The sequence below is a fragment of the Bacteroides sp. B1-V-101 genome, assembly GCF_023656585.1.
GTDB lineage: Bacteria > Bacteroidota > Bacteroidia > Bacteroidales > Bacteroidaceae > Bacteroides > Bacteroides thetaiotaomicron.
Window position 1 is genome coordinate 18,248 of sequence record NZ_JAMOKH010000004.1, and the last position, 26,083, is coordinate 44,330.

Below are 26,083 nucleotides of genomic sequence, written 5' to 3' on the forward strand. Positions count from 1 at the left end.
AGAGTTGAAGATTGGAAGTTGTTGCTTGAACAACATTTTCAATTTTCAACTCTCAACTCTCAACTTATTTAAGTTTATTTATCCACTCGGTCACGTCGTTCACGCTTGGATTGGTCAGTTCTAATTTGTATTTCTTATTGATGCCGCAGATGTCCTGGTGCAACTTTTGCGGATTGACATCCTGCATATCAGCTACTGTGTTGTAGCCGGCTTTCTGGATGACCGGCACCCAGTCTTCTGCAATACCCAGTTCCATGTATTTGGCGGCAGGGTCTTTCTTGATTACTTTCTCCGGACGCATTTGCGGGAAGAACAGTACTTCCTGAATGGTGGTCTGTCCTGTCATCAGCATCACCAGACGGTCGATACCGATACCGATGCCGGATGTAGGAGGCATACCATATTGCAAAGCACGCAGGAAATCCTGGTCGATAATCATTGCCTCGTCGTCACCCTTGTCGGCAAGACGCATCTGTTCTTTGAAGCGTTCTTCCTGATCCAGCGGATCGTTCAACTCCGAGTAGGCATTGGCCAGTTCCTTGCCGTTCACCATCAGTTCGAAACGTTCGGTCAGGCCCGGTTTGGAACGGTGCATCTTCGTCAGCGGTGACATTTCCACCGGATAATCGGTGATGAAAGTGGGCTGGATGTAGCTGCCTTCGCAGAATTCACCGAAGATTTCATCAATCAGTTTGCCTTTGCCCATGGTGTCGTCGATTTCTTCCATCTTCAGTTCTTTGCAGACCTGACGGATTTCTTCTTCGCTCTTGCCGTTGAGGTCGTATCCAGTCTTCTCTTTGATAGCGTCGAGGATAGGCAGACGGCGGTAAGGAGCTTTAAAGCTGATTGTCTTTCCGTCTACAACGGTTTCGGTGCTTCCGTTCACGGCGATACAGATGCGTTCCAGCAACTTTTCGGTGAAGCTCATCATCCAGTTGTAATCCTTGTACTGTACGTAAAGTTCCATACAAGTGAATTCAGGGTTGTGGGTTCTGTCCATTCCCTCGTTACGGAAGTTCTTTCCTATTTCGTATACACCTTCAAAACCACCTACGATGAGTCGTTTCAGATAAAGTTCCGTTGCGATGCGCAGGTAGAGGTCTATATCCAGTGAGTTGTGGTGAGTGATGAACGGACGTGCGCTTGCTCCGCCGGCGATGGATTGCAGGATCGGAGTTTCTACTTCCGTATATCCGGCTTCGTCGAGGGCGTTGCGCAGTGTTCTCACTACGGTGGCACGCTTTTCGAATGTTTCTTTGATGCCGTCGTTTACTACCAGGTCCACATAACGTTGGCGATAACGGAGTTCGGGATCTTCAAAAGAGTCGTAAGCTACGCCGTCTTTATATTTTACGATAGGCAGCGGTTTGATAGACTTGGCAAGTACGGTCAGTTTTTTGGCATGGATACTGATTTCGCCCATTTGTGTACGGAATACGAAACCTTCGATACCTACGAAGTCACCTAAGTCGAGCAGGCGTTTGAATACAGAGTTGTACAATTCCTTGTCTTCTCCCGGACAGATGTCGTCACGTGTAATGTATACCTGTATACGACCTTTAGAGTCCTGCAGTTCGATGAACGAAGCCTTGCCCATCACGCGGCGGCTCATAATACGGCCTGCAACAGAAACCTGACGCGGTTCGTCTTCATCTTTAAATTCTGCTTTTATATCAGTAGAGAAAGCATTGGTTACATACTCTGCAGCGGGGTACGGATCGATACCCATTGCACGAAGCTCATTCAGACTATTGCGCCGAATAATTTCCTGTTCACTTAGTTCTAATATATTCATTTCGTTATGTATTAACTCAATTTTGGAGGCAAAAATACGAAACTTTTCTCATATATCCTGTAATCCGTCTCTTTTTTGTATCTTTGCGCCCTCAAAACAATAGGTATGACAGGACAAAAGACACCCACTGCGCTGGGTACGGAAAAAATCGGGAAGCTTTTAATGCAGTACGCCATTCCGGCAATTATCGCCATGACGGCATCTTCTCTTTATAATATGGTAGATAGTATTTTCATCGGTCACGGGGTGGGGGCAATGGCTATTTCGGGCCTGGCACTTACGTTTCCGCTGATGAACCTTGCGGCGGCTTTCGGTTCGCTGGTAGGTGTGGGAGCGGCAACACTGGTATCGGTGAAGCTGGGACAGAAAGATTATGATACGGCACAACGGGTGCTTGGCAATGTGCTGGTATTAAATATTATCATCGGACTGGCTTTTACGGTTCTTACCTTGATCTTCCTCGATCCGATTCTTTATTTCTTCGGGGGAAGTGAGGCGACTGTCGGCTATGCCCGCGACTATATGGTGGTTATCCTCTGGGGAAATGTCATCACTCATCTTTACCTGGGCCTGAATGCGGTACTTCGTTCCGCAGGGCATCCACAGAAAGCGATGTATGCCACGATTGCTACCGTGGTCATTAATACGATACTCGACCCTATTTTTATTTACGGCTTTGGCTGGGGAATACAGGGTGCGGCTATCGCTACGATTACCGCACAGGTCATCGCACTTCTCTGGCAGCTTAAGCTGTTTAGTAATAAGGACGAACTCCTGCATTTTCATAAAGGCATTTTCCGTCTGAAAAAGAAGATCGTTTTTGATTCTCTGGCCATCGGTATGGCTCCCTTCCTGATGAATCTTGCCGCCTGCTTTATCGTCATCCTTATTAATAAAGGGCTGAAACAGCACGGAGGGGATCTGGCTATCGGAGCTTTCGGTATTGTCAACCGCCTGGTATTCCTCTTCGTTATGATTGTGATGGGTTTGAATCAGGGAATGCAGCCCATTGCCGGCTATAACTTCGGCGCCAAACAGTATCCGCGCGTGACGCAAGTGCTGAAAATAACGATTTATGCCGCGACTATTGTTACGACCATCGGTTTTCTGATGGGAATGTTTATTCCGCAACTGGCTGTTTCCATCTTTACGACGCACGAAGAATTGGTGAATATCTCGGCAAAGGGCTTACGGATTGTTGTGATGTTTTTCCCGATTGTCGGTTTTCAGATGGTGACTTCCAACTTCTTCCAGAGTATCGGTATGGCGAGTAAGGCTATCTTTCTCTCTATTTCGCGTCAGGTGCTTGTACTGATTCCTTGCCTGTTGATTCTTCCCCGGTTTTACGGGCAGCTCGGCGTGTGGATCAGTATGCCTATCTCTGATTGCCTTGCCAGTCTGATTGCAGGAGGGATGCTTTGGTGGCAGTTCCGTCAGTTCTCACTGTCGGCTGATAAAACTCATTAAAAGTAAACCGAAGACTCCTTTACTGTAATAACTTATCTTTCTTACTTTTCTCAAACCATTCTCACTACGATGAGAAAATTTTCTCACTATGGTGAGAAAAAATTCTCATTGCATTGAGAAAAAATTCTCATACCTATGAGAAAATCTTCTCATTGTGGTGAGAATAATACTACTTAGTAATAGTCTGATAATGATTGCTTATCTTTACTTTTACCAATCGTATTTCTCTATGTATTTATCGAATGCAGGCTTAAACTTGATTCCATGTTTTGAGAAGATGGCGGCAATTTGCTTTTGTTCGTCAGGGTGTAAAAGGCGCTCTTTGTTGCGGATGCGATAATACATGTTACGTCCCATTAGGGAGTACATTTCTTTGCGTATGGTGACGGCCATGGCATGCGGAATGTTATCGAGCAGATGATCCATGCCGGAGGCAAAGAGGACAGTGCGGAACGGACTGAAAAAAGTACAGTTGGTTTCGTTGTCTGCTATGTGGTTTGGGTTTACTGCCGAATAGTAAGGAGTCGTTTGCGGTATGCAGAGGGCAGCCTGATAGCGGAGGCATTTGCTGTGGCGTGGACATTTGTTGTGGGTACAGTATAAATAATTCTTGGGGATGTCATTAAAGTCTATCTGTGTGTGCATGATTCTTGAATGCTTTTATAGTTTGTTGTTGCTTTATTTTCTATTTATATTCAGCTCATTGGAGCAAAGGTAGTGTTTCTTTTTGATATAAAGAAATATAGAGAAGATATAGTGAGTGTATTTGAGACATATATGTCTCGAAGATAAATTCCTGGTTACTTGCACTTCCCGATTTATTAGGTTACTTTTGTAGCGTATTAAATGAAGAAAGGAGATAGGTGAGTATGGCAAGACCGATTAAAGAAACTCCGATACTTTTCGGAGAAGATGCACGGCGGTTTGAAGAGCGGATGAAAGAAAAACGCAGGGAGACCCCCGAGCAGCGGGCAAAAAGATTGAAGGACTATGAACTGGCAATGAAAATATTTAAAAAATAGATATGGATCGTCAGTTAATAGAGACAACGTATGAGATGCGTAAACTAGATACCTCAGAAAAAATAGAATCGTTCGATTGCGGAGATACCGACTTGAACGATTTTATTTTGAATGAATCTTTCCTGTATCGGGAAGCTTTGCTGGCTGTCAGTTATGTACTTGAGAATAAAGTTAATCAGCGATCAGTTGCTTATTTCAGTCTTGCCAATGACAGGATCTCTTTGTCTGATTTTGAAAATAAAACTGAATTCAATCGTTTCCGCAAACATCGGTTTGTGAATGAGAAGCGTTTAAAAAGCTATCCTGCTGCAAAGATTTGTCGTTTGGGTGTTGACTTGTCTGTAAAAGGTCAATCAATAGGCTCATTCCTATTGAATTTTATTAAAAGTTATTTTATTATTGAGAATAAAACAGGTTGCCGTTTTTTAACTGTTGATGCGTATGCGGCTGCTGTTCCTTTTTATATGAAAAACGGTTTTGTCCCATTGAATGATGAAGATGTGGATTCTGCTACACGTTTGCTCTACTTTGATCTGAATGATATTGTGAAATAATTCAGATTCTGTTCTACTTTTATATAATATAAAATGATGGATTGGTAATGTTAATTGTTACAACATAGTCTTTTGAATTTATATAATAGTGACGATTGCTTTGTTTCTAATTTTCCCCAAACATTTATTAGCCTCTTTTGTTATTTTCCGAAAACTATTTGTAACTTTGTCATCGGAACGTAGCATACCGTTTAAAGGTGTGCGATTGCGCGTTTCCTCGGCTAATAGGAAATTGTAACGGATTTTTTTGATGTATGCCGGGAAGACGCCTGTACTTCTATGACTTCTCATAGGGTACGGGCTGTCTGCCCGTATACATCAGGTAGCCGTTACTACCTCCTATTAGCGGGATGTGACAGCTCCGTACTCTTTTATAATATAAAAGGTACGGAACTAGGTAAGAGTATTAACTTAGTTCCGTTTTTTTATGTCCTATTGGCTCACAACAAAACAAATGTCTGAAAGACATGGCGTTCAGGAAGCAACTCTGCGAAACTGGGCGAATCTCGGTTACATTACCAGTTGCCGGATGGGCAACCAACTGTTCTTGGATGACGAAAGTCTGACTGCCTATCTCGAAGCTCACAAAAGGCTTGGATTGCAAGCGGATTATCTGGCAAAGATTGTGGAAGAGAAAAAGCTGGAACGCGACTTTATTATTTCCAGATATGATGATCTGCTATATGTATTGCGAACACAGAAAACGTGTAAACCTCTATATGAAATTATTATTCGTGAACTTTCCCAATTGATTGTTCATCCCGGAGCCCGTGATATTTTCTACTCCATCTCTATGGGGGAGTCAATAGAGAAAGTTGCCGGTCGGCATCGAATTACTTATGACAGGGCGTTACAGATTTATAATTCTCATCTCAGAGGACTGAAAGTGAGAAAGAATGTGTTGGCTACTTATCGGAAACATATCATAGATGCCCGTTTTCAGTCTTTGGCGGATAAAAGCAAGAATATAAATTTGAATCAGGAAGAAAGGGTACTCCATTTGTCTGTCGGCAAAGTGGCCGATACGAGGCTGACTAATGTCTTGTATAAAGAAGAAATCCGGACGGTAGGGCAACTGCTGGAATTAGTATCGGGAAAGGGATGGAGATGGCTGCTGAAAATGGAAGGAGTAGGGAGGGTTTCTTATGACCGCTTGCTGTCCAATCTTCAGTTGGCGGGAGTGGTCGATGAAAGTTTGGAGCAGATACTTTCCGGTCGTTCTGACAGATGATGAGGGGCAAAAGTCAATAGTATTAGGAGAGTTGCTACTGACTTTTGACATCTCCTCGTCTCTTTGTGGTGATGATTCTTCCGTTTTTTAGGGTAGACTACGCATTTGATTCTTTTGATTAAAAACGTTTTATCTTTATAAATTTATTCTGGTACCCCTCAAATATATGCTCTGACGTTTCATTTTTCAATTTCTCTTCAATAGCGTTTACTATTGTGAAGGGGACGGTTTGCCCGTCTTCATTTAAAATCCTGAGGTTGGTTCTCTTTCCATCTATCTCTCTAATGTTCAGTAGTATATAACCTTCTTCTTTAGAGGGGGTACATGAAGTCATCAGGAAATTGTCTTTCTCAAAATGGAAGGCTGAGTACTCTGTGGGTTTATGATTCTCTGTTCCTGTCGGCATTACCCGGGCATATAGAGGAATACGTGAGCTCCAGCCAAACTTGGTAGCAAGGTTGTTAGATGGGTCAACGGAAGAGGTCAGATGGTAACTCCAACGGAACTCTCCTTCTTGGGAAGCTTTGAAGTTGGTATTCCAGTAATTATTCATCACCCACGAGTAGACATGAGGCCTTTCGTATTGTTTCTGATATTGAAATTTACCGAGATTTATGTCTCCTAGTTGATAGAGGGGGATGAGGCTGCTTCCTATAATAATTTGCGCCTGATTATTTTGTACCGATACAAAGTTTTGAACAGTATTCCAGTCTGTAGATGTCCCTTCCAGTTGATTCTTGCCAGATATAACTGTTCCGCCCTGAACGTCGAATGCCAGTTTTCCTTCGGGCAGTTGGAAGGGAAAAGCAACGTATATCCCTGAGGGATCCGTTTCCGGCAGACGCTTGATTGCGTACTCCAGTTCTATTCGTTTGGTATCATGATATAATTTAATTTCCAGATTGACCCCGAATGCTTCGTCTGTTCCCGGAGATTTTCCCTGCAACAGGATACGTTGATAAATAGGTCCATTCGAACTGTCGATGATCCGGCACTCACTCAATCCTGTTCTGTTGTAATCATCCAGGCGATATTGGGCCAATTGGTCACGATTACCTAATTTCTCATAGATAAAAGCACCCAGTTCCCATGGAGACGAACTATCGACCAGTTCACAATTCAATTCTTTATCATACAAACTTTGGATCGTTCCTTTGTCCGGGTTGAGTTGTAGTTTGTAGAAATGATTTTCGATACTGGCATTGTTTATTGTAATAGTTCCTGTATCAGTAGACGGTTGTTTGAAGACAATTTCAAACGTCTTGTATCCCATAGGCGGAATATCCTCTGCGAAAATTGTATAGTAGCACCCTTCTCTGCGATAACGGATCGGTTGAACTTTCAACGAATGTCCTTGAAAGTCTGTTATTTCGAAGAATTGGTTTCGGGGGATCACTTCAAAATCAATATATACAGTCAGCATCTCCGAACGTTTCCAGTTCAACGTATTGAAAATTGTAAGGGTCGGGTTCTTGCCTCTGCGGAGGTCTCCTTGAAGTAAACCGACGGAGGTTTCATACAGCATTTGTGTTCTTTTGACTGCTTCCCATGCATAGGCTGACTTTTCTCCCCATTGCACCTGACTGTTTTCGCACAACGGATCACTGACGCTTTCGGATGCTCCGAACGTGTGTTCATCATAGAATAGCAGGCTTTCATGTATGTGCTCTATTTGTTGATGAGTGGCCTGTGGCAGGCATTTGTCTTTTAATACAGCCATAGACAGTAGCCCTTCTACCGCTGTCATATCCGAATGAGTTTTGCGTGAAGCCGCTGTTTCTCTTGCGGCAGAACCGAAACCGTCCGTCCACCAGTCCGGATATGCGGCTCTGTATGCGGGAATTTTATCCCCGTATCGCTCCGTTACATAATCCATAAATTCGGATGCAGTGGCACTTCGTAACTTAGGATATGCGTACTTTTCATTCCATTCTCTGATGAGTTTGCATTCAATGATGGAGGGGGGTGAATTATCCGTGAAATAACCGGAGTATTGTACGCCTACTGCATCAAACGGATAATGCTTACGCTCCAGTTCTGATAAATAATGTAGTAACTTCGGTTCTGTCTTTTGAATGTCTCCCTGCTCTATTCCCCAGAAATTGCCGGTATTATAATGGTCGGCACGGTAAGTCAGGATCGGTTTACCTGACGGAGATTCCCATTGGAAGACAGTCGGCATATTAAACGGAACCTGCGATTTGTAATGGTGTTCTCCCATCCACAGGTATTTTATCTCGAGGTCCGGCAGATAATCTGCCAGACACCATGCAATTCCGTTGACGTCATTCTGCATGGCCAGCGCAGAGGGAATTCCATGTTTTCTGAATTCTTTGACAGGCTGAAGGAAAGTCTTGAAAGAGTTTTCGTCTACAATCTCCGACATATTGAAATACATGGAAGCAACTTCTATTTGTCCTTCGGCAATGTATTTTTTTAGTTTGTTCACTTGTTCTTCCGGTCTGTTTTTCAAATACTCGTCTACAGCCCATGCCGATTCGCAGGTCCATCTGAACTTCGCATCATTTGTGTAGTCTTTTGTTTGTTCGCAGTATTCGATGGCATAATCTATATACCGGAGATGTTCCGACAGGATTTCGGTTTGAGGTTTGGTGTAGCCTATATCTGTGTGAGTATGCTGAACGAGATATACCGTCCATTTCTTGACAGGAGTTGCCTTTTCATTGATTTTGCTGACGGTTTTTCCTTGTTCTTTCAGTATGATCGGTAACTCACATGGAGCGGTGACTTCCGGAATGGATGTCTCAATATTATTTATTCCGGGGGTCAATACGTATCTTTCCGGTGGGAAATTACCGACTTGCAGTTCCACCGGTCTCTTTTTATGATGCCAGTTGACTGCTTTTATTTTGACCGGCTGTCTCAGTTCTTTTTTCTTTCCGATCACCAATACAGGAGAGAAGGCGGAAGATACGAGACTGGCTTTGGTCGTAAGATTGTTTGTTTGCAGAGGAGAGTCAGATGTCAGCTTTATCTGGTCGAATGCTACCCAACTACCTGATATGTTTCGGATCGTGAGTGTGTTGTTTCCTGCTCTGAACTCATCAGCCGGAATGTCAAGCGTGACGGATAACTCTTTTGAAGTTGTTTCTTTTGTGTCCAGATATTCAGGGTTTGTGCCTTTGGGTGTTTGGATGGATTTCTCGAAGCTGTTGAGCCTCACCTCCAGTCGGGGAGGTGAGGAAGGATGAGTTTCTGCAAATAGAAGTCGTAGTTGTATTTGGGTTGTCGGAGAAGGAGCTTCGGCCAATGAAAAGCCAATAACAGCCTGCCCTGATATGCCACCTGCCCAGGCATCACTAGGCCCCGGCAGAAAGTAAGGAAAATCAGCAGAATGATTTTTCCCTACTTCGTATAGATAAACATCATTGATGTAGTTCCGATAATCGTTTTTATAGAACCTGAACTCTTTGGCGGATTTATCTTTGTTTCCTATTTGCCAGACTGTATTTTGAGAATGAACTGTGAGAGTTCCCAACAATCCGATGATACAAACGATTTCTTTAATTTTTATCTTTCTCATGTGAGTTCCTTTTAGAAAATGATATGCTGTTGCTATATCTTAATTAGAATTCGTATGTATCAGGTGACCAGCTATCCAGCCATTGAATAGCCATGCTTCCGTCTTCACGGAACTGTATAGGCAACCAGATATAGGTGGAGTGAATTAGGTCTGTTTTATTCCATTTGTCAAACATGGCTATGTATGCGTCTTTCTTTCCTTGAATCGGCAGTACATGGGTACTTTGTCCATAGAAGGTTTTGTCGGCATCTTTTCCTACACAAGGATTTCCTTTTACGGTCCACGGTCCTAAAATTTGGGTAGCCACTGCATATTCCGCTTCATTGGGACTCCAGCCGGTACATCCCGAACTAATGACGTAGTATAGTCCGTTGTGTTTGAACACAGCAGGGGCTTCCCGGAATTTACCTGCGAAATTGCGTGTGAAAGTGCCGGAAGGTTTCAGGTAGTCGTCGGACAGTAAACTGATATATAATGTAGAATTCTGTTCGGAAGAGTAGATATGATAGGCTTTGCCGTCGTCATCTTTGAAGAGGGTCATGTCCCGGCTGATTTGCCCGTTCGGGTGCATAGAACCCAGATAGGTGAAAACACTGGTCGGTGAATCGGAAACAGCGACTCCGGCAGCGGCTTTATTGTAGTCGTCACTGTCCACGTGCAGCCACATTACAAATTTCTTGGTTTTATCATTGTATATAACTTTAGGTCTCTCCAGCACTTTGGAAGGATGGAGATCGGATTGTGTATCGGACATCTCCGGTTGGAGAACGAGTCCTTCATATTTCCAGTTAAGAAGGTCCTTGGAAGAGTAACAATTTACTCCACCGGCTTCCGTACGATAACATTCCCAACCAGGAACATTGGGATTCCAGTAAGTGGAATCACTTTTACATTCGCCATACCAGTAGTAGATTCCCTCGTGATATAATATACCGCCTCCGTGAGCATTTATTTTCTCGTTGTTGGTGTCGAGCCATTCTACTCCCGGAGTGATGGCTGTATACTTGTGTGATGTGTCATGTGATGACTGACATGATAATAAAATGGCTGCTGTGATAAGACTGAGTAAGATCTTTTTCATTTGTTACTATTTTTTTTATGATGTTATTTGATTCCCCAATTTTTATTCGGACGATCTCCCATTTCAAGTTCCAATGTGCCGCCTTTGAGCAGTTCTTTTGCCGGAAACTTGAAAGAATTCAACTTCTTGCCGTTTAGTTTGGCGGACTGGATGTACTTATTTTCCCGCGAAGTATTGCTAGCTTTGATGATAAATTGCTTTCCTCTACCGAAATGTTTTCCCAAATCTATTTTTATTTTTTCAAACAGAGGACTTCCCAGTTCATAAACAGGTTCTGCGTTACACCCTCCGTCCGTCTGGAATAATCCCAATGCAGCCATGACGAACCAAGCGCTCATTTGTCCTTGGTCTTCGTCTCCCAAATAAGCATTTGATGTGTCAAAGCCGTAATAGCGGTCGATAATGGAACGGCTCCACTGTTGCGTTTGCCACGGTTGGCCTGCCCAGTTGAATAGAAAGGCGAAATGCATGGATTGCTGGTTACCTTGTACTACTGGAAAGTCCCAATACTGGTCTCCCGGGGCATTATACCTCCATGGTTCACTGGCTTTGAACCCCCACGACAGCCGGTCGATGAAGCGCTTTTTACCGATAATTTCGGTGAGTGCGGGAACGTCCTGAGGTACAAAAAAAGTAAGTTGCCAGGCGTTTCCCTCTACATAATGATGGTTAGCTCCTGATTTGAACGGATCAAAGTTCTTTTCCCATTCTCCATTGCTGTAGCGCATTTGGGCATAACCTGTCGCCGGGTTGATTGCGTTTTTCCACCAGTTGCCTCTGTCGGAGAATGTTCGGTAATATTCCTCTTTTCCCAGTGCTTTTGCTAGTTGAGAGACTGTCCAGTCGTCATAAGAGTATTCTAATGTGTTAGAAAAACGTCCTTTGTCGGCAGGTACATATTGATGTTGCAGATAAGTTTCCAGATCTCTGTTGCCGGCAAAACCATTGGCTACACGTTGGGCTGGGGTAGTTTGCATCTTTACGATTGCCCGGAACATTTTTTCCGCATCGTAATTCCGTATTCCCATTTGGTAAGTACTTACTAAAAGGGGAATCTCATGTTCGCCCACCATGACAGGTATGTATTTCATTCCGCTGGGACCTTTTGCCAGCCATCCATTGGCGTCATACATAGCCAACTGCGATTTTACCCATCTGGATGACCACTCGGGAGCAATCAGATTCCATACCTGATTCAGATTCCAAAAAGTATTCCAGAAGGCATCGCATCCCAAAGCGACAGCATCCGGGTCGTCCAGCTTTTGAATGTTGCCTGCTGCATCCACCCATCTGCGGTCTGCATCACTGAAAGTATTCCGGCAGAACGCACGGTATAAATTGGTGTAAAATCTTGCCTTTTCCCGATAATCGTTGCTGTATATCCGAACTCTGTTTAAAATATTATTCCAACTATCCGACTGATGTTTGCGTACAGCTTCAAAATTCCACCCGAATGGTTCCGTTATCTCATTGGAAAGATTGTTGAAAGCCCCTGCCATATCTACATAAGATATTCCGGAACGTACCATAACTTCCGGATGATCGGTAGTATCAAATTCGGCATAACAGCCGAATCGCTGAGGGTAGTGGGCTGTCATAGTGTCTGTTTCCCATAAAGTATGATCGTGCCATCCTCCAAATTTCTTGATATCTTTATTGAACTCAATCACGAAATAGATTGTATAGTTCTGATCCGCATCCGCCGACCATACGTTTTTGGATAGCTGCTTACTAAATCCTTCGATCCGTCGTGCTCCTGTTTGCTTTACACTTCCTTCAACAATCTGGTAATCGTATTCACTAGGGATTTTCAGGTCGATCATGACACGAGCATCCTTATCTTGCGGATATGTATAACGCTGAAAACCACACCGGGAGGTGGCAGTCAGTTCCGCCTTGATTTGATAATCGGTCAAGTCTACTTTATAATATCCGACTTTCGTTTCTTCACTTGTTTTGTCGATGGCTGAACGATACGAATTGGCATCTTTGACTAAGGAAGACTGGCTGCCTATCTCCGTTTTTAAAGGACCGTTGGCAGGCATGATGCCCAGACCCGCCATGGTCCATTCGAGTATGTGGCTAAACGTACCTATGCTCTCGAATGAAGGATCATATCCCGATTGCCAACCGCTATCCTGATTGTCCGGACTTAATTTGACCATGCTGAATGGCATCCACGGACCTGGTGCTATCATCCAACGGGAGTGCGCAGTTCCCATTCGTGTATCGATGTAATCGGCCAGTGTGATTGTATTGTGAGGTGCGCGCCTGATCATTCCTTTATCTAAGATTGCACCATCGGCGGATATGATGTAATGGCTTGTCTTGGGAGACTTGACAACTGGCATCGGAGCTTCTAGTATGTATCTTCCTTTTTCCAAACGTTGTTCCAGTATCTTTTTTCCATCTACTTTTACTTCAAGGAGAGGATGCCCGGAAAGATGTTCTATGTCTACTAATAGTGGTTGGGCTACAGGACTGGTGGTTTGAAAGTCCGCAGCTTTAACATCCCGGAGATAAACGGATTTGTTGACTTCATTTAGTTCGGCATTATCCGGCCCCATAAGTCTGATATCATCGAAGAGAATCCATGAGCCTTCGAGACTTGTAAGCGCGATGGAGTTGCTTCCTTTTCTGATCACTCCGGAGTTCAGAGGAATTTCGATCGTATGCGGTTTGATTTGTGAATAGTCACCGTCTATTGATTTTCCACTTCCTTTGGGAAGGGCATATTTCCATGATTTTCCGTTGATCGTTATTTTAAATAGTGCCGGAAATTCGTGGTGAGTATCTAATAGGTCTATGATTAATTTCCATGAGTCCGTTTCGGGGACTTCCTTCATACCAAAGAGTATGTTTAAAACATGAGTCCGTATACCGGCAGTATAACTTGTTCCTCCCCAATGATCGGCAGGTCCCGGCAGAACATAAGGAAAATCTTTTTGAGGGGAAGACAATCCAATGATATAAAACCTGTCCTCCCAACCAAAATCGTTTGCCAGAAACTCTTTGTATTTGTCAGGGGACAATGCCAACTCACTGGCACTATGATTTTTCTCCCCGATTTGCCAGACAGTCTTGGTAGGTGCTGCATACAATCCGGATAGGAGGAATAAAAACGTGAATAAACTCAATGGTATTCTTTTCATATTAACTTTCGGTCTTTTGGATTCAAGATACAAATTTGTTTTTTACATAGGAATGTATCATTCTTTTTTTGTATACACTCCTATGCAAAAACAAATTCAACTGTTATCACTGTAACAAACTAACCTTTTTACCCCAGAACTTGATTTCGCTGGCGGAACCATAGGCCCCCATTCCTACGTGTGGAGCTGAGAGTGATTCTACAATACGGTATCTGATGTATCTTATATTTTCGTGTTCTTTATCGCAGGCGAACTTAATACTGGGTTGCCAACCGGAAACAGAAATGTTTTTTGTAGTCAGCTGTTTCCATCCTTTTGCTTTCGCACTTTCTTCCCAAGCCGGGTTTATAGATGGAACATCCGGTTCATGGCTTTCCAGGTCTTCTACATCTTCAATTCCCCATATTTGGAATAATCGAGGCATCCAGTCTGTTCTTTCATATCCGGTAAAGAACAGTTCGCATTCGGTAATCGTTGCTGTAAGTCCCATGTCAATGGTCAGATGATGAGGAACTCCTTGATTATCGCTGGCATGATAACCGCTGTCATAATTCCATGTATCATTGTTCCATAACTTTTCTACTGAACCGCCATAACCGTTTACAACATCTGAAGGCATATTTGCGTTGGCAAAGTTAGTTCTGGGGATTTCTACAATCGGATCGTCGGGCAAAGTGTATTCTGAAATGGGCAGGGATACGATATCCAATGCTGTTTCGCTGGGTAGGATTCGTGTTTCTACTGTTAATATAGAAGTAGCTTTCCAATCAGGTAAATTGGTTGAAGCAGCATCTCCTTTCACTGTTAAAGTTAGTAGTTGCTCATTTGAATCATAGTACTTAACTATTGCTTCCACCACATTGTCTGCCTGATTCCAAATTAAGTTGAGCGAGTTGTCGGCAATGACGAATTGTATATCGGTAATTCGCTTGGGATAATAAGTCGCTATGTGCTCCGTTCCGTATACATCTACATTGTAGGTTTCGGATAGTGAGGTATTACCTTCTTTATCCTTTGTGGTTATTTTAACGTAATAGTTGCCTTCTTCCACATCTTTGATTTCATAACTGAATTCAGGTTGCGTTCTGTCAATGTCTGTTGTGAAAACCTTGTCGTAACCTACAAGTTCTATTATGCAAGTCTTTGCTGTGGCTAGATATTTCATAGACCCCGTTATCATCATGCGCTGAAATCCCGGATGTATTTTTACATCCGCCAGCTTTCCTACATAAATTTGTTCTCCGTCTTTGATATATTCAGAATAGGTATCATGAATATCTGTGCAGGAGGTCATACACAGGAGAATAGTAGTTATTATATATATTACTTTTTTCATTTCTGGCTATTTTATAAGGTTATTCTTCACCTTGGATATCTCCCCAAAGAGTGATTTCTGACATAACTGATGTTTCCATTCCCGACCATGACATTAAACTCTGGAACCGGAAGTAGCGAATGAATGGTACATCTTGGTTGAGGGTAAATACATGGCCTCTTTGGGCTTCCTCAATATCTTCCTGAGTAAGCGCATCACCAAATGCCCCGCCGGATGGTTTCTTCATTTCTCCATCAAATAATACCACCCAGTTATCCGGATTCTGCAAATCTTTACCCTCTTCGCAGCCATATAATTTGAAGTACTTGGGAGCTCCATGGGCATATAATAAGTCTTGGCTGTCCAGACGTTGCCAGAATTGGAATTGGCTGAGACGTACATTGACATTCAAATCAATACTGAAGGCATGCGGGAAAGGTATCGGGTATTCGGTATGTCCCCAGTTCCATCCACCTATTTGCCCGTCCCATAGACGGGAATGATAACCTTCGTGGTAATCCCAGCTGACATCATCCATAACTTTGACAAGTTGGAATTTTGTTTTATCTAATAAGCTTTCTTTCCAAGGAGTAATTTCGGCATACAATGTGTCGGAAGTGTTTTCCCATTTATCCCTAACGAAGATGGCTAATTTCAATAATTTATGTTCTAAGCCTTTTATAGTCAGGCGGCCTTCTTCCTGTTGTGAGGAGTATACGTCATGGATCTCGTATTCATTGTGCTCATCTACCCATTTGTAAATGTAGAAAGATAATGCACTTCTTGCTGCATTATTGAAATCGAGGAAGAAACCTCCAAAACTTTCAGTCACTTTTAATGATTCTTGTGTCTGAACGACTGCAGGAGTCAGAGGCTCAATAGTCACGATAGCCGGTGTGGAATAGTTTTCGTGGCGGTCTACAGAGTAAAGTTTGACCTCTCTCTTTTGTGTATCCCCCAGCCCTTCTATTACCAAAGAATCTACATACATGGAAGATCTTACTTCATGCTGTTCTCCGCGGGTATTAGTGAAGATAGCTTTGACGTATAATAAATCGACATCATCGGAAGGAGTATATTTAATAATAGCTCCTCCGTTTACATTCTTCACCGATATATTAGTAATCGGTGCCGGAGCTTTTCCATCATTCGTACCGCGTGGTTCGGCCTCGTAATCACCGGCGCAGTTTGCAAAACAAACTGCTGCAAGTATTAAAAGTATAAAAGCTATATTTTTCATCTTTGTCATTTTTATGTTAAAAGTTACCATTGAGGATTCTGAACAAGTTTCGGATTTCTGTTGATAGAATTTGTCTTAATAGGCCATAAATAATCTCTTGGCATGAATTTTCTCGTGAAGAGAACTCGTGCATTATAAAAGTACTCCGGGTCCTGCTCTAATACCGACCAGCCTTTTATCTGAGTATTCAGATATGTAGAGCCTAACTTCCATCTGCGTACATCATGGTAACGATGGCCTTCGAATGCAAGCTCTATCATTCGCTCTTTCTGTATAATTTCACGCATTCCTCTTTGGGTGGTTGGCTTATCCGGGCGGTTGGAATGATTACGCCATGTATTTACCAAAGAACCTCCTTCATCCAGACCGGCTTTATTCCTGACCTGTTGTACATAGTAGTATACATCTGTAGTCGGAGTTTCATTAAGCTCGTTGAGAGCTTCTGCATATAGCAGGTATAGATCGGACAGGCGAATAATCGGGAAAGAATATACGTAATTGATATTGGTCGCACTGGTGTTTACGTTTTGATAACTAACCAATTTCTTTGTGAAATAACCTGTCGGTGAATATAGTTCGTCTGAAACGCCGGCAATATCTCCTTTCTTTGATTTGATAGGATAGGAGCTCGTTTCATTGTCGTTACAGCATTCGATGGAGAACCATTTTCCACCATCAAAACCAATATAGGCATAAAAACGAGGCTCTCTGTTTAAATGCATCTTGATAGTTGTGTAGTTTGGTGTAAAATGAATAGGATCATCTTCTGGAGTTGTTGTCAGTTTATATCTGTTTTCATATTCATAATCTTTATCCTCATCCATCGGGACTCCGTTCGCTGTATAGAATTGTTCTACAATTTCTAATGACGGCACAAGTTGTGAGCAACTACGAATCATTCTGTTCCCCAATGAATAGCTGGTTAAATGCGCTTGGCATAGATTCTGTATTCCATCTGTTGCATTGGAACCTAATGCCCATATTATTTCAGAATTAAAACGACCGGTAATTGTGTTACGTAGTGTCAACTCTTGTTGTAAAGTTGATGAAGGAGTATAATTTAGCTTCTCATCAAATTTGTATAAAGAAGCTCCGGCTTCGTGGGCAGTGTTGATGGCATCCAGGCACGCTGCGGCTGCCGCCTCCCATTTTTCCTTTTTATACTCTTGGTCGAAGAAAGGTATCCCTTCTGAATTGACAAATTCAGCATACATCGTATTGCCGTTGAATAAAGGACTGGCAGCCAGTATTAGTAATTTAGCCTTGATTGCTTTCGCAATAGGTAATGTGATACGCCCTAATTCCGTGCGTGGAGAAGTCACATTGAATGTTAATCCGGAAGGGATGTTCATGGCTTCATCCAATAAATCAGTTGTATAAGTGACGATATCATTAATCGTTTCTCTCTCCAGTTGCATCATATCTAAGTCTGCTTCTACGCTGATGTTCTCTTTAAGTAAAGGAATGGGCCCATAGTGCAACATGAGATAATAAATATAATATGCTTTCAGAGTCATCACTTCGGCTTTCCATTTATTTTTCTCTTCCATACGCATGTCAGGTACGCGATCGATGTTGTCTATAAAAATATTGCATTCATGGATTCCTCTGAATATGTTGTAGCCTCCCTGACCTCCATCCCAGTAATTTAGTAAGGGGTCGTTAGAGTTTTGCATACCACGTGCAATGTTGAATGAGGTTATATTTTTATAGTAGTGGGACTCTGGTTTCAGATACCACATTTCTCCACCGCAGATGAGGCCGGAGTTGTGATCAAGATTGGCTGCTGTAGGTACGAAGTTATAGCAGGTGGCTAAATATTTTTCAGCATTAGCCCGAGTGTTGAATGCCATTTCAAGCGTTGCGATATTATCCGGCACGATATCAAGATAGTTGCAGGATGTGATTAATATCGCCAATAATGTACTAGTGAATAAATGTTTGTATTTCATAATGTAATCAGAAGCTTAAGTTAATACCAAAATTGTAAACTGCCTGAATAGGATATTGCATTCCGTCGTTTCCTTGTTCTACATCCCATAATTTAAAACGATTCCATGCGAAAAGATTTAGTCCGCTGGCATAGATTCTCAAATTGGACATACCTAGATGGCTGGTCAGCCTTTTAGGTAATGTATATCCGATTTCGACTGATTTTAAACGCAAGTAAGAACCGTCGCGTAACCACCATGTACTGTTTCTGTTATTGTTTGCAATGTCAGTAGTTGACAATCTTGGGAAAGTAGCGTATATATTACGATTCGATTCAGACCAGTAATCATCCGCATATGCTTGCATCATACCATTGAGGTTATTTCCTCCGAAATCCATTTGCATGAAAGGATTTGTTGCTTTGGAATTAATAAAGAAAGAAGATCTCGCTGCTCCTTGAAAGAAACAAGAAATATCAAAATTCTTGTATCCCATCGACACTCCGAAGCCGTATACAATTTCTGGAGAAGAGGAAATCCCTATTGGAACAATATCTTCATCATTAATTATTCCGTCATTATTTACATCTTTGTATTTTATGTCACCGGGCATATATTCACCATATGTCTGAACAGGTGAATTTGCAATATCTTCTTCATCAATGAACAGTCTTTCCGCTATTAATCCATAAGTCTGATTAATACGTTTTCCAATATGACTAAGCCAAGGGTAAGGACGATAGGGTTCTTCTACATGCTCATATTTGCCTGTTGCATAAGTGAAATTGCCACGCACTCCTAACCAGAAGTTTTTATTGAAAGCGTGGTTGGCATCTACCTGCACTTCGAATCCATGTGAAGAAGCTTCTCCTTTATTAGCATAAAGAGGTGCACTGAATCCCATTTCATACGGGATGGTTTGGCGTTCGCCAAAGATGTTTTTTCGATATTCGGTGAAGTAATCGAATTGTATGTCAAATATATTAAATAGCCCAACTTCGAGACCTAAATTCATTTTTTGAGCAATTTCCCATTTGATTTTGTCATTTCGATAGCGTATCATGTCGATAGTACCGACATTCCGTTCAAAATCTTGTCCCCAACTGAAATTTGCACCACTACCGTTTAGATTTACCTCGGACATATAAAAGAATCTGTCATTCCATGCACCAATATTGTCGTTACCTACCAAACCGTAAGTTCCTTTTAGTTTCAGTTTATTGATAATATTCTTAAGGTCTTGATTCCAAAACTTTTCTTCGGAGATCATCCAGCCTGCTCCTATCGAAGGAAAGAGTCCGAATCGTTCATTTTTGGCAAATCTTTCGGAACCATTGTAACCAAAGTTTGCTTCAGCAAAATATCGTCCGTCGTATGCGTATGTAAAACGACCTGATAATCCAATGTTACGGGCTGGTAAAGATGTCTGTATCGAACTTGCGCCTCCGCTCTTATTCTCTCTCAGAACTCCTACTAATAATCCGGTGATATTATGCTTTTCCCGGAACGTACGGTTGTAGTTGAGAGATGCTTCATAATAATACGAACTGCTGACTTGATTCCCTTCTGCTGTATAATCCAAATCTTCCCGTCCACCATTAGGGTTCAGCTCCCTTAAAGTATATGTGTCGGTTAGTTTATCATAATAGCTGATTGAATAATAAAAGGGTGAAGTAGAACGTTGTTGTCCGCTGTATGAATTTCGGGTAGTACTTGCGAAGACTTTGATACTAAGTCCTGGAGTTATAAAATCTAATTTCTGATTTAATTCCGCCTGGGCAGAAATAACCGAATTGGTGTATTGTTTGTAACCACGAATCATTTCCGCATAGGGATTGATGTAATTACCATCACCTGCGTTACCAAATAAAATATGTGAAGTAGATGTATGATTTTCATCAGGCATATAATATTTGGGGAATAAAACAGGACTTGTTGCCATTGCTCTTCGGTATAGATCATTGCCGCTTACAATAGGACCGGTATAATCATCAAAATTGCCACTGAATTTTACAGAAAATGTAGTCGTCTTGGTCACATCAATATCAATGTTAGAACGTACATAGATTTTTTTTAAATCAATGTTACTGTTATAATTGTTTCGTTTATCTACCTTCATGATACCATTGTCATCCGATATGCCTAAAGAAACATAATATCTGGCAGTTTCACTACCTCCGCTCATATTGATGTTGGCACGTGAATTAAATACATTATCATTAAATAATTCATTGTACCAGTCTACCGCCGGATATACATAGGGATTTTTGCCGGCTATTGTTGATGCTATTTTCTCATCGGTATGAGGCCGGACAGCTAACGGATTACGTGTGAGTACAGCTTCATTGTGGTATTTCATATAGCTGATAGGATCTACCATGTCTATTCTTTTTGTAGGTGCTGACAATGAACCTTCCACTCTGGCACTAATTTTTACCTTACCGGGTTTGCCTTGCTTGGTAGTAATCAAAATGACTCCATTAGCTCCGCGTGCACCATAAATGGCAGTTGCTGTTGCATCTTTCATTATAGAGAAAGCAGCAATGTCATCTGCGGACAGTCTGGAAAGATCAGTAGTAGATGATTCGATATTATCGATTAATATCAGTGGACTTTTAGAGTAACCAAAAGTTGTCACACCGCGAATAAAGAATTCCACATTGTCATTTCCAGGTTCACCGGACAACTGGTAAGATATAATTCCGGCAACATTACCACCTAAGGCTTGAGTCAGATTACTGGTTGGAATTTTTAATCTTTCAGGTTTTAAGGTTGATATTGCTCCAATCACACTTTCTTTTTTCTGTTTAGCAAAACCAACCACAGTAACTTCATCCAATTCATCTACCTTTGGCAAAAGTTTAATGGTTTGAGGTACTTTATCTATCTTGTATTCAATAGATTGGTATCCTAAAAATGAGAAAATCAAAATAGAGCCTGGTTCGGATGAAATAGTAAATAAGCCATCTATATCCGAAATGGCTCCTTTTGTTGATCCTTTCACCTGTACAGTAGCTCCTGCAATAGGCAAATCTGTTTCATCCACAATTTTCCCTGATATTGCTTTGGATGAGTTGTTACTACTACTGGTTTGAGCTTGCAAGGTTACATAGCTTTCAATGATTAGAAGGAAAGCTATCCATAATACGAAGCGTGGTAAGTTGCATAAAAGCTTCTTCATACTCTGTGATTTTAAAAAGTAAGTCATAAGGGTTTTATATTAGATTTAATGTGATTTCTTGTATATAAAGGCTGTATATTTTAATCTACATAGTATTAATTGCTTATGATATATGTATTATATAATGTCTATATGTATATACATATTGCAAATATATATATTTAAAGCAGGAAAACTAGAAAGATTTATTTATTTAATATAAATTTATATATGAATGGTTGTTTTGAGAATAAATGTTAATGCGGCTTTGTGTGTATGGTTTTAAATTTATGAAACGAACATAAAATTAGATAGATTACACAAATTAGCATGACAAGGATGGAGCCTGATTGGCTTTCGGTATAATCTGCGCAAACTCCCATGAGAGGAGGAATGATGGAGCCACCGGATATCCCAGTTATCATGAGTCCTGATATTTCGTTGGTTTTATAGGGTAATGTATGCAAGGCTAGCGAGTAGATGACGGCAAATATGCTAGACATTGCAAAGGCTATAATGCATACTAATAACAAAATAATATATTGAGAATGTATCCAATAAATGCAGGACAAAGCTATTAATACAATGAACATATTGATCCGATAATAATAAATTTCGGAAAACTTTGCTAATAGAATTACACCACATAAGGTCCCCAAAGTGCGAGCGGCAAAATACCAGCTTGTACCATAACTTGCGATTTCTTTAGTCAACTCTGCATTTTCAATTAAAAGTTTTGGGGTAAATACATTCATTCCTACATCTAAGCCAACAATACAAATGATGCCTCCGAATAAAAGGCAGATGGTTTTATTTTTCAAGAGAGAAATAACTTGATAGAAACTGGATGTTAATCTTTTGTCGTCTTTCTCATTTATTGGAGTGAAAAATAACCAGATTCCGGAAATTAGAGTAATGGCGGCGAATATGGGAAACATTAATATCCAGTTGTTGAAATAAACAGAGCAGAATCCGGCCACTATAGGTCCTACAAAAGAAGATAGTGCTTTGATGAATTGTCCGGCTGTCATAATGCTTGATAATTTTCCTTCAGCGATAACATTGGTTAATAAAGGATTAAGTGACACTTGAAGGATGGTATTTCCTATGCCTAAAAGTGCAAAGGCGATATAACAGGCTGTCTGTGTGAATGTAAGTAATGGAAGTAACATTCCAATAAAAGTAGATAAAAGTCCTATCAGTGATATTGTTTTTCTACCTTTCTTGTCCATCCAGATAGAAATCGGAATAGAGATGAGTAAAAACCATATAAATACCATTGATGGCAGGAAACCGGCTTGGGTTTCGCTCCAACTGAAATAATCTTTCGCATAGGTGACTGATACTCCTACTAAGTCACAGAACCCCATAATAAAGAAACCAAAAAGAACTGGTAGTATCTTACTTTTATTTTTCATATGTGTTTATTTATTTAAATGCATTTGGATTTGGTCGGTCACCCATAATGAAATGAAGTGTTCCTCCTTTTTTGAGTTTACTCCATTCTATATAGTTATTACTAAGGCGCTTGTTATTGAATCTTACATATTGAATGTAACAATTGTCTTTGGATACATTTTCTGCTTTTATGATAAGTTTTTTTCCAGAGTAATAGGTGTTGTCTAACAGAATTTCTACCCGGTCAAATCGCGGACTCCCCAGTAACCATACAGGATCTTTGCTGCAACCGCCATCCATTTGGAAAAGTCCTATGCTGCTTAAGATGTACCAAGAACTCATTTGGCCTTGATCTTCGTCTCCCGGATAGGCGTCTCGGGGACCCATTCCATAATATTTTTCTTGTATAGCACGTGCCCATTTCTGGGTGTGCCACGGCTCACTGGTATAAGAGAAGAGGTAAGCTGCCTGCATATTTGTTTCATTCCCATGATTAATAGGATAAGCTCCCATATTATCTCCTAAAGCATTGAAGCTTACTTTTTCGGATGTTGCAAATCCGGCATTCAGCCGGTCGATGAATTGACGCTCTCCTATTAAATTGATGAGGCTTTTTACATCATGAGGAACGTACCAGGTGAATTGCCAAGCGCTGCCTTCGCAAAATCCGGGAGCATGATATGGGTTGGTGTTTTCGATCCACTCTCCGTTGGGACGTCGGGGGCGTACATATCCGGTTGATGGGTCGAATATGTTTTTCCAGTTATCAGAACGTTTCATAAATGTATTGAAGTCATCTTTTTTATTAAGAGCGTCAAAATATTGAGCAGCGCAATAGTCTTGATATGAGTATTCCATTGTATTGGAAACGTATGATTGATAATGCGGAGAATTCCAATCCCATGCGTCATCGTATAGAGGTACATAACCTTTGGTTATATAATCGGGATAACTTTCGTTACCGACTTGTCCTCCTCCGGGATAGTTTATCATAGTGGCTGTTTGTTGGTGAATTAATGCCCGATACATGAGTTGACTGTCGAAGTCACGAATTCCATGTTGATAGCCGGAGACTATCAATGGCAAAGCAGGATTGCCTATCATGACTCTGAAATATTTCATACCGGGATTACCATTGGGAAGCCAGCCGCCACGACGATAGAACTGCTCGTAAGTGTAAATCCAATTGGACATGTACTCCGGATAGAGAAGATTATAAAATGGACCTAATGTCCAATGCATTCCCCAAGCAGAATCACCTCCATATACGCTTTTACCTGGCTTGTCTATAAGAGCTTTGTTACCGTTCATATCTATCCATTCCCCATTTACATCATTCCAGATGGTCCGTGGACTGATAGAACGGTAAAGATTGGTGTAGAATTTTTGCTTTAAGAGGTAATTGTCTGTTGTGATACTGACTCTTTGGAAAAGTGTTTCCCAGGTATCTTGTTGATTGGTGACAACTTTATCAAAATTCCATCCGAATGGTCTCGCTATTTCTTCTTCCAGATTTAGCCGTGCGTTATCAATGCTTACTAATGAAATACCTGTCCTTACCATAACATCATCACCAGTGTTAAGGTTAAAGTCGAGGAAGATTCCTGCGTCCAGTTTGTCTTGACTGTTATTTTCGACTGTAAATACCTGTCGGGACTTCATGTTTGATTTATGTAGCTGTTCAATTTGGCTATATACTTTGTTTCGTATCCAGCCATTCATTGTTTTGAATGGCTTATCAAACTGCATGACAAAATGTAATTTATATCTTTGTACTCCATGGTATCCTGTTGACCGGCAATCGTTCAAGGTCCATCCCTCTATTTCTGTGTCAGATACTTTTTTTACGTATACATCATCTAAATTCCAGTCGTATTCTGCTGGAAAGAAAAAGTCAACTAGTATTCGTGGCTGCTCTGCTTTGTTGAATGTGTATCGCTGAAGGGAACTGCGGGTAGTTGCTGTTAATTCTGCTTGGATATTATAATCTGTAAGATTAACAGAATAATAACCGATTCGGGCTGTTTCGGTTTTCTTATTAATTCGGGAGCGATACCCATAGTCCGGCTGTTTTTCTGTTCCGGGTTGTATTTTTAAATCTCCCGTAGTTGGCATCATTAAGAGTCCTGTCATTGTCCATTCGTGAATGTGGCTGAATCCCATTATGTTTTCAACGTTATATTCATATCCTGCTTTCCAATGGGCATCTTCGTTATCGGGCATAAGTTTTACCATTCCAAATGGCATCCATGGTCCGGGGCCTATCATCCATCGTGAACCACTGGAACCAGCAAACTGATCAACATAATCAATTGATCTGCGTAGTTGCTGGTTACTACGGATAAATTCTTGAGTTGCTACTGTTTGTCCTTCTGTTGATATTTTAACTTTGATTTTAGACTGGTCTTTAAGTTTTCCGGTTGGAATTTCGTAGATATTCTCTCCTTCTTCTACTTGTTTGAATATCTTCTTTTGGTTGATTTGTATTTTAAGTGTTCCGGATTTTTTAGTTATAGTTTTCAGTAGAAGAGGCTGTGTTCTTGTTTTCCCTTGTTCTAATTCATAATCAGCCATTTTCATTGAAATAATAGGAGTATCACCTATCTTATTGATTTGTGTCTCTTGAGGTCCGTTTAGGCAAATGGCGTCAAAAGTTAGGGATTTACCGTTGAATAACTGCATTACAATCTTGTTGTACCCTTCCTTTAGAATTCCGGGCTGTATTGAATATGTTAGCTGTTTGGTGCCAGGCTTTATAGGAGAATCGTAATTCTTTCCGTTGACTTCCAGTCTTAAGAACATACAGTCTTCGTATTCTACATTCTCTATAAAAATATTCCATTGATATTTCTTTAGCGGATTGACATCGGATAGTTTTATTAAAATAGGAAGTTGTATCCTGCATTGTCCTGCCCAGTAAGATGAGCCAGCCCATTCAGCAGTAGGCCCCGGTATAATGTATGGAAAATCGGCCGGTGTGTGTTCGCCTGCATAAAAATATTTTTTATTATCCCCAAATCCGGAGATAATAAATCGATCTTTTCCATCCGGTGCTAAGGCAAACTCCTTGGATGAATTATCTGTTTTGCCAAGTTGCCAGATTGTGCTGTATTGTGGATATACATTCGCAATACAATATATGAAAAAGATAATTTGTACAATAGTTCGTTTCATAGTAGTTGGATAAGATGTT

At 41.2% G+C, this 26,083-nt stretch carries 15 protein-coding genes; 4 read left to right on the forward strand and 11 right to left on the reverse strand.

The annotated features are described in order from the left end of the window. Positions 1 to 64: 64 nt before the first annotated feature. The gene (gene lysS, locus NBH01_RS04705) at positions 65 to 1,795 is read right to left on the reverse strand and encodes a lysine--tRNA ligase (protein WP_151209635.1); all 1,731 of its coding nucleotides are present in this window, start codon (positions 1,793 to 1,795) and stop codon (positions 65 to 67) included. 105 nt (positions 1,796 to 1,900) lie between these two features. On the opposite strand from lysS, the gene NBH01_RS04710 reads away from it, so the two are divergent. After that, entirely contained in the window at positions 1,901 to 3,262 is a 1,362-nt protein-coding gene (locus NBH01_RS04710; protein ID WP_055220010.1) for an MATE family efflux transporter, read from the forward strand. A 210-nt stretch (positions 3,263 to 3,472) separates the two neighbouring features. Here NBH01_RS04710 and NBH01_RS04715 read toward each other — a convergent pair whose 3' ends face one another. Further along, a complete protein-coding gene (locus NBH01_RS04715; protein ID WP_250700015.1) occupies positions 3,473 to 3,907 on the reverse strand; it encodes a DUF6078 family protein in 435 nt (144 codons plus the stop codon). Positions 3,908 to 4,131: 224 nt separating this feature from the next. Between NBH01_RS04715 and NBH01_RS04720 the strand changes: the two genes are divergently transcribed. From NBH01_RS04720 to NBH01_RS04730, 3 genes are all read left to right on the forward strand, one after another. Beyond that, positions 4,132 to 4,284 (forward strand): hypothetical protein, encoded by a 153-nt coding sequence (locus NBH01_RS04720; RefSeq protein WP_162838069.1) that lies wholly within the window; start codon positions 4,132 to 4,134, stop codon positions 4,282 to 4,284. 2 nt (positions 4,285 to 4,286) lie between these two features. Next, a complete protein-coding gene (locus NBH01_RS04725; RefSeq protein WP_008766601.1) occupies positions 4,287 to 4,838 on the forward strand; it encodes a GNAT family N-acetyltransferase in 552 nt (183 codons plus the stop codon). Between the two features lie 454 nt (positions 4,839 to 5,292). Continuing rightward, positions 5,293 to 6,069 carry a hypothetical protein gene (locus NBH01_RS04730; protein WP_250700016.1) on the forward strand — a complete coding sequence of 259 codons (777 nt, stop codon included), beginning with the start codon at positions 5,293 to 5,295 and terminating at the stop codon, positions 6,067 to 6,069. A gap of 118 nt (positions 6,070 to 6,187) precedes the next feature. On the opposite strand, the gene NBH01_RS04735 is transcribed toward NBH01_RS04730, so the two are convergent. The 9 genes from NBH01_RS04735 to NBH01_RS04775 all read right to left on the reverse strand — a co-directional run bounded on the left by NBH01_RS04735 (position 6,188) and on the right by NBH01_RS04775 (position 26,064). After that, positions 6,188 to 9,613 carry a glycoside hydrolase family 38 N-terminal domain-containing protein gene (locus NBH01_RS04735; RefSeq protein ID WP_250700017.1) on the reverse strand — a complete coding sequence of 1,142 codons (3,426 nt, stop codon included), beginning with the start codon at positions 9,611 to 9,613 and terminating at the stop codon, positions 6,188 to 6,190. Between the two features lie 43 nt (positions 9,614 to 9,656). Further along, entirely contained in the window at positions 9,657 to 10,694 is a 1,038-nt protein-coding gene (locus NBH01_RS04740; RefSeq protein WP_225693463.1) for a glycoside hydrolase family 43 protein, read from the reverse strand. A gap of 23 nt (positions 10,695 to 10,717) precedes the next feature. After that, a complete protein-coding gene (locus NBH01_RS04745; RefSeq protein ID WP_250700018.1) occupies positions 10,718 to 13,846 on the reverse strand; it encodes a GH92 family glycosyl hydrolase in 3,129 nt (1,042 codons plus the stop codon). Between the two features lie 106 nt (positions 13,847 to 13,952). After that, on the reverse strand, positions 13,953 to 15,182 hold the full coding sequence (locus tag NBH01_RS04750; protein WP_061473409.1) for a DUF4998 domain-containing protein: 1,230 nt from the start codon (positions 15,180 to 15,182) through the stop codon (positions 13,953 to 13,955). Positions 15,183 to 15,201: 19 nt separating this feature from the next. Then, entirely contained in the window at positions 15,202 to 16,401 is a 1,200-nt protein-coding gene (locus NBH01_RS04755) for a DUF5000 domain-containing lipoprotein (RefSeq protein WP_061473427.1), read from the reverse strand. A gap of 23 nt (positions 16,402 to 16,424) precedes the next feature. After that, positions 16,425 to 18,353, reverse strand: a complete 1,929-nt coding sequence (locus tag NBH01_RS04760; protein ID WP_016268600.1) for a RagB/SusD family nutrient uptake outer membrane protein — start codon at positions 18,351 to 18,353, stop codon at positions 16,425 to 16,427. A gap of 7 nt (positions 18,354 to 18,360) precedes the next feature. Further along, positions 18,361 to 21,513 (reverse strand): SusC/RagA family TonB-linked outer membrane protein, encoded by a 3,153-nt coding sequence (locus tag NBH01_RS04765; RefSeq protein WP_048697081.1) that lies wholly within the window; start codon positions 21,511 to 21,513, stop codon positions 18,361 to 18,363. A 236-nt stretch (positions 21,514 to 21,749) separates the two neighbouring features. Continuing rightward, positions 21,750 to 22,910: an MFS transporter gene (locus tag NBH01_RS04770; RefSeq protein WP_008766592.1), complete on the reverse strand. Its 1,161-nt coding sequence runs from the start codon at positions 22,908 to 22,910 to the stop codon at positions 21,750 to 21,752. Between the two features lie 10 nt (positions 22,911 to 22,920). Then, a complete protein-coding gene (locus tag NBH01_RS04775) occupies positions 22,921 to 26,064 on the reverse strand; it encodes a GH92 family glycosyl hydrolase (protein WP_011108135.1) in 3,144 nt (1,047 codons plus the stop codon). Between the last annotated feature and the right edge of the window lie 19 nt (positions 26,065 to 26,083).

What these genes read in the sequence shown, in the direction of transcription:
- lysS (WP_151209635.1), bottom strand. Translation starts at nt 1,795, where the DNA reads ATGAATATATTAGAACTAAGTGAACAGGAAATTATTCGGCGCAATAGT.
- NBH01_RS04710 (WP_055220010.1), top strand. Translation starts at nt 1,901, where the DNA reads ATGACAGGACAAAAGACACCCACTGCGCTGGGTACGGAAAAAATCGGG.
- NBH01_RS04715 (WP_250700015.1), bottom strand. Translation starts at nt 3,907, where the DNA reads ATGCACACACAGATAGACTTTAATGACATCCCCAAGAATTATTTATAC.
- NBH01_RS04720 (WP_162838069.1), top strand. Translation starts at nt 4,132, where the DNA reads ATGGCAAGACCGATTAAAGAAACTCCGATACTTTTCGGAGAAGATGCA.
- NBH01_RS04725 (WP_008766601.1), top strand. Translation starts at nt 4,287, where the DNA reads ATGGATCGTCAGTTAATAGAGACAACGTATGAGATGCGTAAACTAGAT.
- NBH01_RS04730 (WP_250700016.1), top strand. Translation starts at nt 5,293, where the DNA reads ATGTCTGAAAGACATGGCGTTCAGGAAGCAACTCTGCGAAACTGGGCG.
- NBH01_RS04735 (WP_250700017.1), bottom strand. Translation starts at nt 9,613, where the DNA reads ATGAGAAAGATAAAAATTAAAGAAATCGTTTGTATCATCGGATTGTTG.
- NBH01_RS04740 (WP_225693463.1), bottom strand. Translation starts at nt 10,694, where the DNA reads ATGAAAAAGATCTTACTCAGTCTTATCACAGCAGCCATTTTATTATCA.
- NBH01_RS04745 (WP_250700018.1), bottom strand. Translation starts at nt 13,846, where the DNA reads ATGAAAAGAATACCATTGAGTTTATTCACGTTTTTATTCCTCCTATCC.
- NBH01_RS04750 (WP_061473409.1), bottom strand. Translation starts at nt 15,182, where the DNA reads ATGAAAAAAGTAATATATATAATAACTACTATTCTCCTGTGTATGACC.
- NBH01_RS04755 (WP_061473427.1), bottom strand. Translation starts at nt 16,401, where the DNA reads ATGAAAAATATAGCTTTTATACTTTTAATACTTGCAGCAGTTTGTTTT.
- NBH01_RS04760 (WP_016268600.1), bottom strand. Translation starts at nt 18,353, where the DNA reads ATGAAATACAAACATTTATTCACTAGTACATTATTGGCGATATTAATC.
- NBH01_RS04765 (WP_048697081.1), bottom strand. Translation starts at nt 21,513, where the DNA reads ATGAAGAAGCTTTTATGCAACTTACCACGCTTCGTATTATGGATAGCT.
- NBH01_RS04770 (WP_008766592.1), bottom strand. Translation starts at nt 22,910, where the DNA reads ATGAAAAATAAAAGTAAGATACTACCAGTTCTTTTTGGTTTCTTTATT.
- NBH01_RS04775 (WP_011108135.1), bottom strand. Translation starts at nt 26,064, where the DNA reads ATGAAACGAACTATTGTACAAATTATCTTTTTCATATATTGTATTGCG.